This is a genomic window from Lysinibacillus sp. LZ02, from assembly GCF_050613145.1.
In the GTDB taxonomy this organism is placed as follows: Bacteria; Bacillota; Bacilli; order Bacillales_A; family Planococcaceae; genus Lysinibacillus_B.
In genome coordinates, this window is the sequence record NZ_CP192507.1 from 3,492,596 (window position 1) to 3,505,628 (window position 13,033).

At 39.4% G+C, this 13,033-nt stretch carries 13 protein-coding genes; 7 read left to right on the forward strand and 6 right to left on the reverse strand.

The annotated features are described in order from the left end of the window. Positions 1 to 179: 179 nt before the first annotated feature. Positions 180 to 1,010, reverse strand: a complete 831-nt coding sequence (locus ACQQ2I_RS16900) for an aldo/keto reductase (protein ID WP_431027940.1) — start codon at positions 1,008 to 1,010, stop codon at positions 180 to 182. A gap of 147 nt (positions 1,011 to 1,157) precedes the next feature. On the opposite strand from ACQQ2I_RS16900, the gene ACQQ2I_RS16905 reads away from it, so the two are divergent. Both ACQQ2I_RS16905 and ACQQ2I_RS16910 read left to right on the forward strand, forming a co-directional pair. Beyond that, complete coding sequence (locus ACQQ2I_RS16905; protein WP_431027942.1) at positions 1,158 to 2,459, forward strand: NCS2 family permease; 1,302 nt, start codon at positions 1,158 to 1,160, stop codon at positions 2,457 to 2,459. A 271-nt stretch (positions 2,460 to 2,730) separates the two neighbouring features. After that, the gene (locus tag ACQQ2I_RS16910; RefSeq protein WP_431027944.1) at positions 2,731 to 4,341 is read left to right on the forward strand and encodes a long-chain fatty acid--CoA ligase; all 1,611 of its coding nucleotides are present in this window, start codon (positions 2,731 to 2,733) and stop codon (positions 4,339 to 4,341) included. A 338-nt stretch (positions 4,342 to 4,679) separates the two neighbouring features. On the opposite strand, the gene ACQQ2I_RS16915 is transcribed toward ACQQ2I_RS16910, so the two are convergent. Next, positions 4,680 to 4,835 carry a multidrug ABC transporter ATPase gene (locus ACQQ2I_RS16915; protein WP_431027945.1) on the reverse strand — a complete coding sequence of 52 codons (156 nt, stop codon included), beginning with the start codon at positions 4,833 to 4,835 and terminating at the stop codon, positions 4,680 to 4,682. 463 nt (positions 4,836 to 5,298) lie between these two features. Between ACQQ2I_RS16915 and ACQQ2I_RS16920 the strand changes: the two genes are divergently transcribed. Together ACQQ2I_RS16920 and ACQQ2I_RS16925 are read left to right on the forward strand one after the other, a co-directional pair. Further along, positions 5,299 to 6,186: a VOC family protein gene (locus ACQQ2I_RS16920; protein WP_431027946.1), complete on the forward strand. Its 888-nt coding sequence runs from the start codon at positions 5,299 to 5,301 to the stop codon at positions 6,184 to 6,186. A gap of 65 nt (positions 6,187 to 6,251) precedes the next feature. Further along, positions 6,252 to 6,413: a hypothetical protein gene (locus ACQQ2I_RS16925; RefSeq protein WP_431027948.1), complete on the forward strand. Its 162-nt coding sequence runs from the start codon at positions 6,252 to 6,254 to the stop codon at positions 6,411 to 6,413. Between the two features lie 57 nt (positions 6,414 to 6,470). Here the strand turns inward: ACQQ2I_RS16925 and trmL are convergent, their stop codons facing one another. Together trmL and queG are read right to left on the reverse strand one after the other, a co-directional pair. Then, positions 6,471 to 6,944 carry a tRNA (uridine(34)/cytosine(34)/5-carboxymethylaminomethyluridine(34)-2'-O)-methyltransferase TrmL gene (trmL, locus tag ACQQ2I_RS16930; protein ID WP_431027949.1) on the reverse strand — a complete coding sequence of 158 codons (474 nt, stop codon included), beginning with the start codon at positions 6,942 to 6,944 and terminating at the stop codon, positions 6,471 to 6,473. Positions 6,945 to 6,960: 16 nt separating this feature from the next. Then, positions 6,961 to 8,088 (reverse strand): tRNA epoxyqueuosine(34) reductase QueG, encoded by a 1,128-nt coding sequence (queG, locus tag ACQQ2I_RS16935; protein WP_431027950.1) that lies wholly within the window; start codon positions 8,086 to 8,088, stop codon positions 6,961 to 6,963. A gap of 50 nt (positions 8,089 to 8,138) precedes the next feature. Here queG and ACQQ2I_RS16940 point away from each other — a divergent pair, with 50 nt between their 5' ends. Further along, a complete protein-coding gene (locus tag ACQQ2I_RS16940) occupies positions 8,139 to 8,828 on the forward strand; it encodes a B3/B4 domain-containing protein (protein ID WP_431027951.1) in 690 nt (229 codons plus the stop codon). 11 nt (positions 8,829 to 8,839) lie between these two features. Continuing rightward, on the forward strand, positions 8,840 to 9,346 hold the full coding sequence (locus ACQQ2I_RS16945) for a hypothetical protein (RefSeq protein WP_391371625.1): 507 nt from the start codon (positions 8,840 to 8,842) through the stop codon (positions 9,344 to 9,346). Between the two features lie 220 nt (positions 9,347 to 9,566). On the opposite strand, the gene ACQQ2I_RS16950 is transcribed toward ACQQ2I_RS16945, so the two are convergent. Beyond that, on the reverse strand, positions 9,567 to 10,478 hold the full coding sequence (locus tag ACQQ2I_RS16950; RefSeq protein ID WP_431027952.1) for a S66 peptidase family protein: 912 nt from the start codon (positions 10,476 to 10,478) through the stop codon (positions 9,567 to 9,569). 124 nt (positions 10,479 to 10,602) lie between these two features. Between ACQQ2I_RS16950 and ACQQ2I_RS16955 the strand changes: the two genes are divergently transcribed. Next, complete coding sequence (locus ACQQ2I_RS16955) at positions 10,603 to 11,481, forward strand: DMT family transporter (protein WP_431027953.1); 879 nt, start codon at positions 10,603 to 10,605, stop codon at positions 11,479 to 11,481. Between the two features lie 155 nt (positions 11,482 to 11,636). Here ACQQ2I_RS16955 and nagB read toward each other — a convergent pair whose 3' ends face one another. Further along, positions 11,637 to 12,350 (reverse strand): glucosamine-6-phosphate deaminase, encoded by a 714-nt coding sequence (gene nagB, locus ACQQ2I_RS16960; RefSeq protein ID WP_431030542.1) that lies wholly within the window; start codon positions 12,348 to 12,350, stop codon positions 11,637 to 11,639. Positions 12,351 to 13,033 lie beyond the last annotated feature (683 nt).

Below are 13,033 nucleotides of genomic sequence, written 5' to 3' on the forward strand. Positions count from 1 at the left end.
TACAGAACTATTATAAATAAAACCGCAATGAATTTCGATACTCGAAATCAATTACGACTTGGCGTAATTGCGTCCGGATTCGGCTTTGTGCTTGCACAAAGAATTCCCTTCCGAATCCGTGACATCCGCCGGAGGCTTTAACTTCTTTCAGCGTGTATTTAAGTACACGCTGAAAGAAGTTAAAAGTCAAAATGAAAGTTATCTGGATTTTTACCAAAACGCTGATTACGATTTAAACCATTAATTTTTACCATCTCTTCAGTTGAAAGTTCAAAATCAAAAATATTGGCGTTCTCTTCAATACGAGCTGGTGTGACCGATTTTGGAATGACTAGAATGTCATTTTGGATGTGCCAACGTAGTACAACTTGTGCTGCTGATTTGCCATACTTTTCACCAATTTTCACAATCGTTTCATCTTGTAAAACGCCGCCTCGTCCAAGTGGTGACCAAGCCGTGACCGCTATTCCTTGTTCAGCACAAAATGCACGTAAAGGCTCTTGTGATAAATAGGGGTGCGCTTCGATTTGATTGACCATTGGCGGTATTTGGGCCATTTTCATCACTTCTTGTAAATGCGGTGCATGATGATTCGATACACCTGGCACACGAATTAATTTCTCCTCATATAAACGCTCGATGGCACGATACGTATCGGCATATTTCCCCTCTACTGGCCAATGTGTTAAGTAGAGGTCTACATAGTCCATCCCTAGCTTTTTTAATGATACTTCAAATGCACGTAATGTATTGTCATAGCCTTGGTCAGCATTCCACACTTTCGTTGTCACAAAAATGTCTTCACGTCGTACACCGGAGTGGCGAATCGCCTCGCCCACTTGCTCTTCATTGTAATAAAGAGCAGCTGTATCAATCGCTCGATATCCAACGTCTAATGCCTTTGTAATGGCTTCAACTGTTTCTTGTGGATCTGTCATTTTATATACACCAAGACCTAAAATGGGCATGTCCACACCGTTTGCTAATTTCTTTGTAGATTGTAAATTCAAGCTTTTCACTCCTTTTTTCTCACTATTTCTATTATAGCAATTTTAGGCAACACACAAAAATTTAATAAAAACAGTTGCATTCACTCCGAAAAACGAATATTATATAAAATGTTTTTAATTTCGTTCGTGTTTTAGGAGGTTACTTACATGTTTAAACTAAAAGAAAATAATACCACTGTAAAAACAGAACTGTTAGCAGGTTTAACAACATTTTTAACAATGGTTTATATCGTTGTCGTCAATCCGATTATATTAGCCGATGCGGGTGTTCCGATTGATCAAGTATTTATGGCAACGATTATTTCAGCAATTATCGGTACTTTATGGATGGCCTTCATGGCGAACTATCCGATTGCCATTGCGCCTGGTATGGGCTTGAATGCCTACTTCACTTATGCTGTCGTGTTAGGCTCAAATGGTACGATTGATTATGTGACCGCCTTTGCCACTGTCTTTGTAGCTGGTTTCATTTTTATCGGCTTAAGTTTAACTTCTTTCCGTGAAAAATTAATTACAGCGATTCCAGCAAATTTAAAGCTTGCGATTACAGCGGGTATCGGTCTTTTTATCGCCTTCATCGGTTTACGTATGTCAGGCATTGTCGTAGCAAATGAAGCAAACTTAGTTGGACTTGGTGATTTGTCTAGCTCTGCTGTTCTACTGACGCTATTTGGATTAGCTATTACAGTCGTTTTAATGGCCCTAAATGTACACGGTGCTCTATTCTTAGGAATGGTTGCGACATCTATCGTCGCTAGTATTACAGGTCATCTAAAAATAGAGGGTATTATAGCACGTCCTCACTTACCAGAAGGGATTTTAGTATGGAACCCGATTACCGCAATCGGAGATGTCATTTCTTACGGCTTATACGGCGTTGTCTTTTCATTTATTTTAGTTACGCTATTTGATACGACTGGTACGATGATTGGAGTAGCAAAACAAGCTGGTTTAATGAAAGGTGATACATTACCGAGAGCACGTCATGCACTTCTTGCGGATTCTGTTGCAACAACAGTCGGATCGATGTTCGGTACAAGCCCAACGACTGCCTATATCGAATCTTCTGCTGGTGTTGCTGCTGGAGGACGTACTGGTTTAACGACGTTAACAGTCGCTGTACTGTTTATGATTGCATCTTTCTTCGGACCGCTCGTTGCATCATTATCTGGCGTGACGGCGATTACATCACCAGCGCTTATTATCGTTGGTAGCTTAATGATTGGCGCAGTGAAAAATATTGAATGGGACAAATTCGATGAAGCTTTCCCTGCATTCCTTGTCATTTTAACAATGCCTTTAACATCTAGTATTGCAACTGGTATTGCATTAGGATTCATTTCATATCCATTAATGAAGATCGTTAAAGGTCGAGCACGTGAAGTACATCCACTTCTTTATTTATTCGCTGTCCTATTCGTTATCCAACTTGTCTTTTTACCACATTAGTAAAGGGAGTGTCCGAGAAGTAATTCTGGGACACTCCCTTTGCGCCGAGGATGGTGGAAATTTTATTTCTACCACCGCAGAAGCACCGCCTGCAGCGGATATTTAATATACGAACAAAACACTGTCCGTAAAAGTAACACTTTTCGGACAGTACTTTCTTTTTGTTTTAAATAATTATTTAAAAATCACCCCGCATTTATGAAGGAATATTCTTATTAAAGTAGAATATTTATCCTTTGTACGTATTTTTTCTAAAAGGGGATGATTAGAAATGATGGATACACAATTAGTATTAACAGGATTCTTAAAACGGGCGGAGCGATATTTCCCGAATAAAACAATCGTTTCTCGTACAAGTGAAACAACGACGCATCACATCACATATGCAGAGTATGCCAAGCGTACACGTCGCCTAGCCGACGCTTTAACAAAACTCGGGATGACACGTGGCACAAAGGTTGGTACGTTTGCATGGAATCACCACCGCCATCTTGAGGCTTATTTTGCTGTTCCTTGTGCGGGCGCTATTCTTCATACGATTAATATTCGCCTAGCACCTGAGCACATTATTTATATTATTAATCATGCGGAAGATGAAATTTTATTAATTGATGGCGATTTATTCCCACTAGTGGAGCCAGCCCTTCCGTATTTAAAAACAGTAAAGCAGATTATTGTCATGCGCGATGATACAGTCGTTCCTGAATCTAGCTTTGAAAATGTCTATTCCTATGAAGCTTTACTAGCTGAAGCAGATGAAAATTATGAATTCCCTGATGATCTAGACGAAAATTTACCAGCTGGCATGTGCTATACATCCGCTACAACTGGTATGCCAAAAGGGGTTGTTTATAATCATCGTAGTATTGTGCTACATAGCCTGGCACTTGGGTTAGCAGAATCATTTGGGGTATGTGAGCGTGATGTCAGCATGCCGATTGTCCCAATGTTCCACGTCAATGCTTGGGGGCTACCATTTGCAGCCGTGAACTACGGTATGACTCTTGTATTACCAGGTCCAATGTTTACACCGCCATTACTGCTTGATTTAATGGCACGTGAAAAAGTAACGGTGACAGCAGGGGTGCCGACCATTTGGTTAGGGGTATTAGCTGAGCAGGAAAAGAATCCGCGCGACTTATCCTCTTTACGTCTAGTCATCTCAGGCGGCTCTGCATCACCGAAAGGGCTCATTCAAGCATACGAAGAAAAATTAGGGGTACCATTCGTTGTCGGTTACGGTATGACAGAAACGTCGCCACTTGTTTCTATCTCAAACTACACGACAGAAATGGATGACTATAGCAAAGAAGAGCGACTCGATATTCGTGCTACACAAGGGCTAACCGTTTCATTAATTGAAACAGAAATAGTCAATGAAAACGGTCTTGTCCCTCAGGATGGTAAAACAATGGGCGAGCTACGGATTCGAGGACCATGGATTGCATCGGAATATTATAAAGACGAGCGCTCGTCTGAAGCATTCCGTGATGGTTGGCTGTATACTGGTGATATTGCCGTTTTGACAAAAGAAGGCTATATCAAAATTACAGACCGTACAAAGGATTTAATTAAATCTGGAGGCGAATGGATTTCTTCAGTCGATTTAGAAAATGCGCTAATGTCGCACTCTGCTGTCTTTGAAGCGGCAGTGATTGCAGTGCCACATGAAAAATGGCAAGAGCGACCACTTGCATGTGTCGTATTACATGAAGGCGCTACAGCAACAAAAGAAGAATTACTTCAATCACTTGAAGGGCAATTTGCCAATTGGTGGATTCCAGACGATGTTTTATTCTTAAAAGAAATCCCAAAAACATCGGTAGGAAAATTCTTAAAGGCAAAACTACGTGAAGAGTTAAGCGAATACTCTCGTAGCTAGCCATTCCGTTAACAGAAAAAACCACGAAGAGCTCAAATGCTTCGTGGTTTTTATTGTTCCTTATTTGTTTCTTTAGGCTCTGACTTTCGATTACTTCCTCGCTGCTGTTCCTTAATATGTTCCATTTGTTTCCCCAATGCTTTTAACTCCTTCATTGTACTTGCCATATAGCCATTTACGATAGACTCCTTATCCGTATAGACCCCCTCCTGTTATATGATATTCCTGTACACCTTGATTTGTGTCCATTTTTTCACAATATATGAAATAAAATATCAAATATAACAGGATATCTACTCGGAGGGGTTCTACCGTATCATGTTGTTATGCTGACATACTTATTCTTCATCAAATTGTTGTGGATCTGGATTCCGCCCATCTTCCTCTAGCTGCTTGCCATCCCTTAAATCCTCCATTTGCTTCCCTAAATAGATGAGTTCTTCCATGTTGTTTGCCATATAACCATTTAAAATTTTCTCATTATTATTTTTCATTATCATTCCTCCTACTTTTATGATTCCCCATCTCCGCTATTTGAACCATTTTCGCCATAAAATATTAATGGTCAAGCCTTACTAGATAGGATATACTTAATATTGAGAAATTTTTCATTCCATGAGGAGGGTACTTCCATGAGATTATTATTAGTTCTTGGTGTGTGTGCTGCATTCTTAACTGCAATCTTCACAGCTGGGTATGAAGGTAAACCGTTTTCAAAAGAAAACTAATCCTTTAACCTACACCTATTAGAAAAACACAACTCGCTTTATAGTACAGTGCGTGGATGTGTTTTCTTCCGCGGAGGATATCCATGAAACTTATACTTTCCTATCCGCCTAAAAAGACGATCGTTCAAACGGTCGTCTTTTTTCTTGACTTTTTTTATTAACATGCATATAGTTAGTTACATAAAGTAAGTAACTATAAAAAAATAAACGAAGAGAGGTTTTCTATCCGATGACTACACACTTTCATGAAAAACCAAATTTATATACATCACATGTTCAATTAAAAGTATCTGACTTAAAACGTTCCATCGAATACTATACAACGATTATTGGCTTTCAAGTCCTAAAACAAACAGAAAACACAGCTTATTTAACATTTGATCATCAAACAAGCTTGCTTTCTTTAGTAGAAGTAAAAGACGCTATTTCACCACAAGGCTTTACAGGACTTTATCACTTTGCATTATTATTACCAACTCGTAAAGACTTAGGCAATATCGTGCAACATTTTATTCAACATAATGTTCGTTTAGGCGCGGCTGACCATGATGTGAGTGAGGCACTCTATTTAAACGATCCAGACGGCAATGGCATTGAAATTTATATAGATCGCCCTGAAAATGAGTGGACTTGGAATGGGGAAGGTTACGTGCATATGGTTACAGAACAACTAAACTTCCAATCCATTTTAGCTGAAGCAGATGGCAACTGGAATGGTCTTCCTGAAGGGACAGTCATGGGACATATTCACTTATCAGTAAGTGATCTTCATAAAACGGAGGAATTTTATACAAATGTACTAGATTACAATGTGGTCTGTCGTTACGGAGGGCAAGCTTTATTTATTTCCACTGGCAACTATCACCACCATATCGGCTTAAACACTTGGCATAGTGCTGGTCGTCCTGCATTACCTGAAAATGCAGTCGGCTTAAAATCATATACCGTCGTATTACAAGATGAACGATATGCACAAGCGGTAAAAGCGAACTTAGAAGCGGCGGGTGTAACTGTTGAACAATATGATGAGGCGCCAGCATACGGTGGCAAGCAAGTATTTTCAACAGTAGACCCAAACGGGATTCGGATTATTTTCACTGTTGAAGATGAAGCATAGTTATTCAAAAGTATAGCCTTCTTTAAAAAAGTTCATAATACTTTTTAAAGAAAGGGTGTGACATCTTGGAAAACAATACATTTGCTCAACTTAGCAACGACAAGTTAGAAGAAATCACAACACTTGAAAATAAGCTCGGCGTCATTCTCATTGCTTATGATGAGGCAACAGCAACGAATCAAATGCACGGCGGCAGCCAATCTACAAGTGAGATTAATCCTTCATAACATAATTTTAAACGCCAGCTATCGTTCAGGATAACTGGCGTTTTTTATTTGATAAAATTATTTTAACCCCGGATAGTTTTGCTGTCTTAATGCTTCGTAAATTACAATGGCTGCTGTGTTGGATAAATTTAATGAGCGGATATGATCACTTTGCGGGATGCGTAAGCACATATCGCGGCGCTCGTAGGCAAAGTCTTTCGGCAAGCCTGTTGTCTCTTTACCGAACATAAAATAAATGTCACGTGCTGTATCGCTAAAATCATGTGTCGTAAATGGCTCATCGCTATATGTTTCAATTAAATACACATCGCCATCCTTTGCATACTCCACAAAATCGTCAAGCGAATCATGGTACACCACGTTGACGTGCTCCCAATAATCAAGCCCTGCACGCTTTAACATTTTATCGTCAGTCGAAAAACCAAGCGGACGAATTAAATGTAAACTTGTATTTGTTCCCGCGCACGTACGTGCAATATTTCCTGTATTTGCAGGGATTTCTGGTTGATATAAAACAACATGTAACGGCAAAGTAAAGACCTCTTTCTTATAATAATGCTAATCCTTTTTGAATTTCTTCTAATACTTCTGTATCGATTTCACGTGTTATCGCACGTTGTAATGCTTGTTCGGCTTCAGGGCCACCAATTTTGCCGAGTGCCCATGCCGCAGTGCCACGAATGACGGGACGTTCATCTTTTTGTAACACGTCAATTAGCGCTGGTACTGCCGACTCTTCTTTAAAATGAGCTAACGCTAAAATGGCATTTCGCTGAATTGGCTTTTTCCCACGCCATGAACCTGATACATGGCCAAATTTAGCTTTAAATTCTTTATTTGAAATCGACAAAAGCGGTGTTAATAAGGGCTTGGCAATTTCAGGGTCAGGCGTAAATTCAGCATGTATCCAGTTGGCCTTTCCTTTATTTTTGGGACAGACCGTCTGACACGTATCACACCCATATAAACGATTTCCGATTTTCCCGCGAAACTCGTCTGGTAAAAAGCCTTTCGTTTGTGTTAAGTACGCGATACAACGTTGTGCATTTAATTGTCCTGGCTCTACAATGGCACCCGTCGGACACACATCTATACAAAGCCTACAATCCCCACACTCATCCTCAATGGGCGTATCTGGTGCAAACGGAATATTTGTAATGAGCTCACCTAAATAAACGTATGAGCCAAACTCAGGTGTAATAATGGAACAATTTTTCCCGTTCCAACCGATGCCCGCACGCTCCGCCACCGCCCTATCTACTAGCTCACCTGTATCAACCATCGACTTAATACGCACATCGGGTACACGCTCTATCAGCCACTGTTCTATTTTCATCAAACGTTCGCGTACAGCAACGTGGTAGTCCACTCCCCAGGAAGCACGACAAAAAATACCGCGGCGCTCCCCTTTCTTCCCAACTGGCGCATCCTTCATTTTGGATGGATAAGCAATCGCAATGGCAATGATACTTTCTGCGCTATCGAGTAGCTGCAGCGGCTCTGTTCGCAATTCCACATCAGACTCCTCAAAACCTGACTGAAACCCAAGCTCTTGCTGACGGCGCAATCTATTTTTTAATTCATGAAATGGCGAGGCCGTTGTGAAACCGATTTTATCTACACCGATAGATTTTGCATATGCAATCAGCTCTTGTTGCAGTTCTGCAATACGCATTTCCTCACCTTCCTTATGATACAATTAACAAAAAACGTTGGAGTGATTACATGAATATCTCACTTGATGCATCACTGATTGAAAAACATAGCCAATTTAAAATCGGCATTATTTATTATACCAAAATTACGGTCTCACACTCTCCTCAAATGATTAAAGGACGCATGCAACTTTATCAGGAAAATTTATTTTTGGAAATGCAAGACAAACCTGTAACGGAACGTGCTGGTATTCAAGAATGGCGTACATTGTGGAAAACACTTGGTGCTGATCCAAATCGTTATCGCCATTCTGCTGAAAGCTTAATGCGACGAATCGCAAAACAAAATTACCTAACACCTGTTCATGCAGCTGTTGACTTAAATAATTTCTTTTCATTGCAATATGAAATGCCTATTGGGATTTATGATATAGCCAAGCTCGAAGGAGATATTGTCATTGCCTTAGGAAATGAGGAAACAGGTTATGAAGGATTAAATGGTCGTTATAACATACTAAAAAACATCCCGTATTCGCGAGACAAGCTAGGGGCATTCGGCAGCCCATTTGTCGATTCACTTCGTACTGCGACATCAGAAGAAACGACACAAGCTCTTCACATTTTCTATTTACCACCTTCGATTGATGAGGCTAAGGCAAGACAACTCCTTACATCTTCTGGTAATATGTTTACGCAAGTGAATGGTGGCGACTACATAATCGATGTACTTTCTACCGAGTCACGACATACTTCTTTATAAGGAGCGATTCCATGATTTCATTAGCAGAAGCCGTTAAACTAAAATCGATTTTAAATAAGAAGAAACAAGAGCTAATTTCAGAGATTCATAGCGTATCACATACGATTGTAGAAAAAGGTGAAGAGCCAAAAATACCTGAACGTACTTTACAAGTGATTGATGCTGAATTACAAGAAATACGCAATGATTCACGTACTTTGGACCGTTTAATTTACGAAGCGAATATTCAAAATACGATTATGTTTGAAAATGAAGCATATACACTTGTTGAGGCGATTGAGTTAGCGATTCAACTTCGTTCACAAGCATCGTTATATAAAGACCTTGGTTCATCTGAGAAAGAGTCATTCTTCCACGGTTCAGGCGATACGATCTTTTATCGTGTCGCATTATATGAGCCAAATGAATATCGCGTCAACGCAAACGAACTTGAAAAATCCGCGCATCGCCTATCCAACGCGATCAATGCGAAAAACTATCAAGTACAAATCGACTTTGACGATTCGAAATACTTCTAAGCTCGGGGCGGTGAGACTCCAAACCGAGTTTGTTACGGGTGTTCTTCGCTTTTTTGCATATTTCACAACTTGACTGCTATATGCAAACCGATGACCAATCACCTGTTACTTTCATTACCTTTAACAAATGACCAACTATTGCTAAAGGCTCAATTTACTAACTTGATTTTAACACTCGTAACAAATTGAGCGTGACCGCCTTCGTGCAGTCACGCTCTACTTATTCCACCCCAGGTAAAATACGTAATACTTTTTCATTTGCATCTAAGATGGCGTCAACACCTAGAGGGATACCGATATTCGGAGTGCAATGACCAATCATAAACCCTGAAACAACAGGCTTTTGAAGTGGGGCTAAATAGTCTCGCATGATCTCAACTACTTGCTCATGCGTCTCCCCTTCTCCTAAATTCGTAAACTGCCCAATGACAAAACCTGCTGCTTGCTCTAATTTACGTGCTAAACGTAACTGATTCATCATCCCATCAATTCGTTCAAGCGATTCCCCGATATCTTCTAAAAGAACAATTTTGCCGCGCGCATCAAACTCAAACTTCGTACCAAGTGTACTGACTAAACGATTTAAATTGCCACCTGTTAGCTCTCCGCGAACGATGCCACCTGATAACGTCTCTAGTGGACTAATCATTTCATCATATTGCATTTCGATTGGTGTAAATAATTGTTGAAACATTTTGGCCGATAGCGCGTCAAGTGGCTCTAGCCCATTTGATAACATCGGTCCATGAAATGTCACGACATCCGCAAACTCATTGACAGCCGTATGTAAATACGTAATATCTGAAAAGCCCCAAATAATTTTTGGATTTTCCTCGATTAATTGATAATCGATTTTGTCTGCCAGCCGTCCTGCACCATAGCCACCGCACACACAAAAGATGGCTTTCACCGCTGGGTCTTGCACCATTGTATGTAAATCTTCCACTCGTTCTTCATCTGTCCCAGCAAGCATTCCATGTGACATCCCAATGGTTTGTCCAAGTTTATAATGAAGACCGAATGATTCAATAAAATCTATTTTCGTTTGTAGTTGTTCCATTTTTAATGAACTACTTAGTGCTACAAGCCCTACTGTGTCTCCGCTTTTTATTCTTTTTGGGCGTATTTTCATTGCCTCATTCCCCCTTTTTGTTAATGTTGTTATTTTAACATATGAAGTGCATTGCATTATGTAATGTTCTATTCCTATAATTGTATTTGAGTTTTCGAAATAATTTTAAAAAGGAGTTTTTATTATGAAATTCCCACCACAGCTTTTGCTCGTCCTTGCCACATTACTTTGGGGTGGTAACTTTGTTATTGGACGAGCTGTAACGGGGGATATCCCGCCTGTTACACTCGCTTTCTTACGGTGGTGTGTAGCTTTTATAATCTTTTTACCGATCGCTTATAGCCGTACAAAACAAGAATGGTCTATGATCAAAGCAAATTGGCCTGCTGTCATTGTGATGGCTATTACAGGTGTTGCTTGCTTTAATACACTTGTCTACATCGGGCTCCATTCTACAACGTCGATTAATGCCTCTTTAATGAATTCATCGACACCGATTATTATTTACATATTATCCTTTATCTTTTTGAAAGAACGCTTATCCAAATTCCAGCTGTTCGGCACAGCGCTATCATTAACAGGTGTTGCCTTTATTATTTCCGGAGGCTCACTTGAAAGTTTACTTGCCTTCTCCTTTAATAAAGGAGACTTAATTGTCCTTATAGCTGTCGTTTGTTGGGGTGTGTACTCACTTCTCGTCAAACAATATGCTGGACGCTTACCGGGCTACTCCACGTTTCTCGTGACAATTGCATTAGGTGCACTTATGCTATTACCGTTTACGATTTATGAATTAACGACAACATCAGCTGAGATTGTATGGTCATTCAGTACAATCAGCGCTATTTTATATGTCGGGATTGCCGCATCCATTGTAGCATTTTTAAGTTGGAACACGGGCGTCGTAGCACTCGGGGCAAATAAAGCGAGTATTTATCTTAATTTTATCCCGCTTTTCGCTGCTATTTTTGCGGTGTTATTTATCGGTGAAGATTTACGAATCGCACAAGTCATCGGTGGTCTTGCTGTTATTTGCGGTGTTATATTATCGAATAAGAAGTAGAACAAGCAGGCTCGCTAGCGGCCTGCTTTACAGTATAGACAAAGTCGAAGTTTGACTTTGTCTATACTTATTTTCAGGTAAAACTTAAAACAGCAACATATGCAGACTGTCTTGAAAACGCAGTACGAAAGCGTTTGTCAACTGTCTGAATTTCACTATTTCACACCTGTATAAATAACCGTTACATCTGGATGATTGTGTAATGCACTTGCTGGGAAATCTTCTGTTACTTCGCCCAAACGTAAACGATCGTATGCTTCTTGTTTTGAAGCACCTGAAATTAATAGCACAATTTTACGCGATTGCATAATTGTTTTAATACCCATTGTAATCGCATGTGTCGGTACATCTTCTGGCTTATCGAAGTAAATTTTATTCGCTTCACGTGTTGACTCTGTTAGTTCAACAATGTTTGTACCTGCTTCGAATGAAGAACCTGGTTCATTAAAGCCAATATGTCCGTTCACACCAATGCCTAAAAGCTGCATGTCAATGCCACCTGCCGCTTCGATTGCCACATCATAATCAGTAGCCGCTTTTTCAACGTCCGCTACATTACCAGCTGGTACATGAATGTTTTTACGTTTCATATCAATATGATTAAATAAATGTTCGTCCATATAATAGTGGTAGCTCACTTTATTTTCAGGTGCTATACCAATATACTCATCTAAGTTAAACGATGTAGCCTCAGCAAACGAACTTTCACCAGCTTGATAGCTCGCGACTAACTCTTTATAGAAGCCTTCTGGTGTCCCCCCTGTAGCCATACCAAATACACTTTGTTTATGTTCTTTTAATTGTACTTTAAACAGATCTGCCGCTAACTTACTCATTTCCTCATAGCTAGCCGCTTCAATCCATTTCATATTTGTTTTCGAGTTCATTTTGTTTACCCTACTTTCATTCGTTCTCATGTTATACTCATAACCGCAAAATAACAACTGTAAATCCTTGTTACAATAGGCTTTCTTATCGTTTATCAATATGACATGTATGTGTTAATTTTAAATGAAATAACCTTATTAATCTATGTAAAAGATATGGCTATTTTAAGGATATAAATGAACAAGGGGTTAGATACAGTCTCTAAGCTCTTATTCATATTGCTACTGCTGTTCCCCTTTTGATATTCTTACCCTAAATGTATTTATTCGTCGTCTGTGTTAACTCAATTTTTGTTTGACACATAAAAAGATTACCTCAGCTACTTATAGTGAGGCGATCTGATTTATAAGTTTTTATCCTATTGAAACTGAAAATGAGGCAATTGATTTATTGCGCTTCTTTCTTATACCATCTATCTCCACCATGGGCTAAATTATAGAACATATTACCTTCACCAGCATTGAAAGTATCAATGTATGCTTTACTTCAATTTTACTATTGATTGCCCGTACTTCCATTTTAATCTCTGAACAAAACAATCAACTCCAAAATGAGCCAACACTTTGCTTACAAACTACCTAATTTTAATTATTCTATATTTTCATTTTTTTCAAAAAATAAAGATTGAATATGTTGTAGCAAGCATGCAATACTTAAGATGTAT

What these genes read in the sequence shown, in the direction of transcription:
- ACQQ2I_RS16905 (WP_431027942.1), top strand. Translation starts at nt 1,158, where the DNA reads ATGTTTAAACTAAAAGAAAATAATACCACTGTAAAAACAGAACTGTTA.
- ACQQ2I_RS16910 (WP_431027944.1), top strand. Translation starts at nt 2,731, where the DNA reads ATGATGGATACACAATTAGTATTAACAGGATTCTTAAAACGGGCGGAG.
- ACQQ2I_RS16915 (WP_431027945.1), bottom strand. Translation starts at nt 4,835, where the DNA reads ATGAAAAATAATAATGAGAAAATTTTAAATGGTTATATGGCAAACAAC.
- ACQQ2I_RS16920 (WP_431027946.1), top strand. Translation starts at nt 5,299, where the DNA reads ATGACTACACACTTTCATGAAAAACCAAATTTATATACATCACATGTT.
- queG (WP_431027950.1), bottom strand. Translation starts at nt 8,088, where the DNA reads ATGCGTATTGCAGAACTGCAACAAGAGCTGATTGCATATGCAAAATCT.
- ACQQ2I_RS16940 (WP_431027951.1), top strand. Translation starts at nt 8,139, where the DNA reads ATGAATATCTCACTTGATGCATCACTGATTGAAAAACATAGCCAATTT.
- ACQQ2I_RS16945 (WP_391371625.1), top strand. Translation starts at nt 8,840, where the DNA reads ATGATTTCATTAGCAGAAGCCGTTAAACTAAAATCGATTTTAAATAAG.
- ACQQ2I_RS16950 (WP_431027952.1), bottom strand. Translation starts at nt 10,478, where the DNA reads ATGAAAATACGCCCAAAAAGAATAAAAAGCGGAGACACAGTAGGGCTT.
- ACQQ2I_RS16955 (WP_431027953.1), top strand. Translation starts at nt 10,603, where the DNA reads ATGAAATTCCCACCACAGCTTTTGCTCGTCCTTGCCACATTACTTTGG.
- nagB (WP_431030542.1), bottom strand. Translation starts at nt 12,350, where the DNA reads ATGAAATGGATTGAAGCGGCTAGCTATGAGGAAATGAGTAAGTTAGCG.